This is a genomic window from Pseudomonas sp. 51_B (genome assembly GCF_017491595.1).
Taxonomy (GTDB): Bacteria; Pseudomonadota; Gammaproteobacteria; order Pseudomonadales; family Pseudomonadaceae; genus Aquipseudomonas; species Aquipseudomonas promysalinigenes.
In genome coordinates, this window is the sequence record NZ_JAFGYW010000274.1 from 1 (window position 1) to 484 (window position 484).

General features: G+C 63.4%; 1 protein-coding gene. It reads left to right on the forward strand.

Annotated elements, in window-relative coordinates:
* Nucleotides 1-95: 95 nt before the first annotated feature.
* On the forward strand, nucleotides 96-484 hold a 389-nt coding region (locus J5M56_RS24790), incomplete at its 3' end, for an aldo/keto reductase (protein WP_207938036.1).

Consider the following 484-nt stretch of genomic DNA (forward strand, 5'->3'; position numbering starts at 1 on the left):
GGTTTAATCGGTTTGAAGCGCGCCGGCCGCGCGTTAGCATGAATGGCGTGAAGCCGCGCGCCGGCCGGACGCTCATCATCGAACGGAGAGAAAAGATGGCACTACGCTCACTCGGTACCTCGACGATTCAAGTTTCGCCGCTCGTGTTCGGCGGCAACGTGTTCGGCTGGACCGCCGACGAGAACACGTCGTTCTCGCTGCTCGACGCGCTCGCCGACGCGGGCATCAATTTCATCGACACGGCCGACGTCTATTCGGCGTGGGTGCCCGGCAACCAGGGCGGCGAATCGGAGACGATCATCGGCAAGTGGCTCAAGCGCTCGGGCAAGCGCGACCAGGTCGTGATCGCTACGAAGGTCGGGCTGCTCGAAACGCGGGCCGGCCTGTCGCGCGAGAACATTCTGAAGGCCGCCGACGATTCGCTGCGACGCCTGCAGACCGACTACATCGATCTCTATTTCTCGCACCGCGATCTGGCCGACAC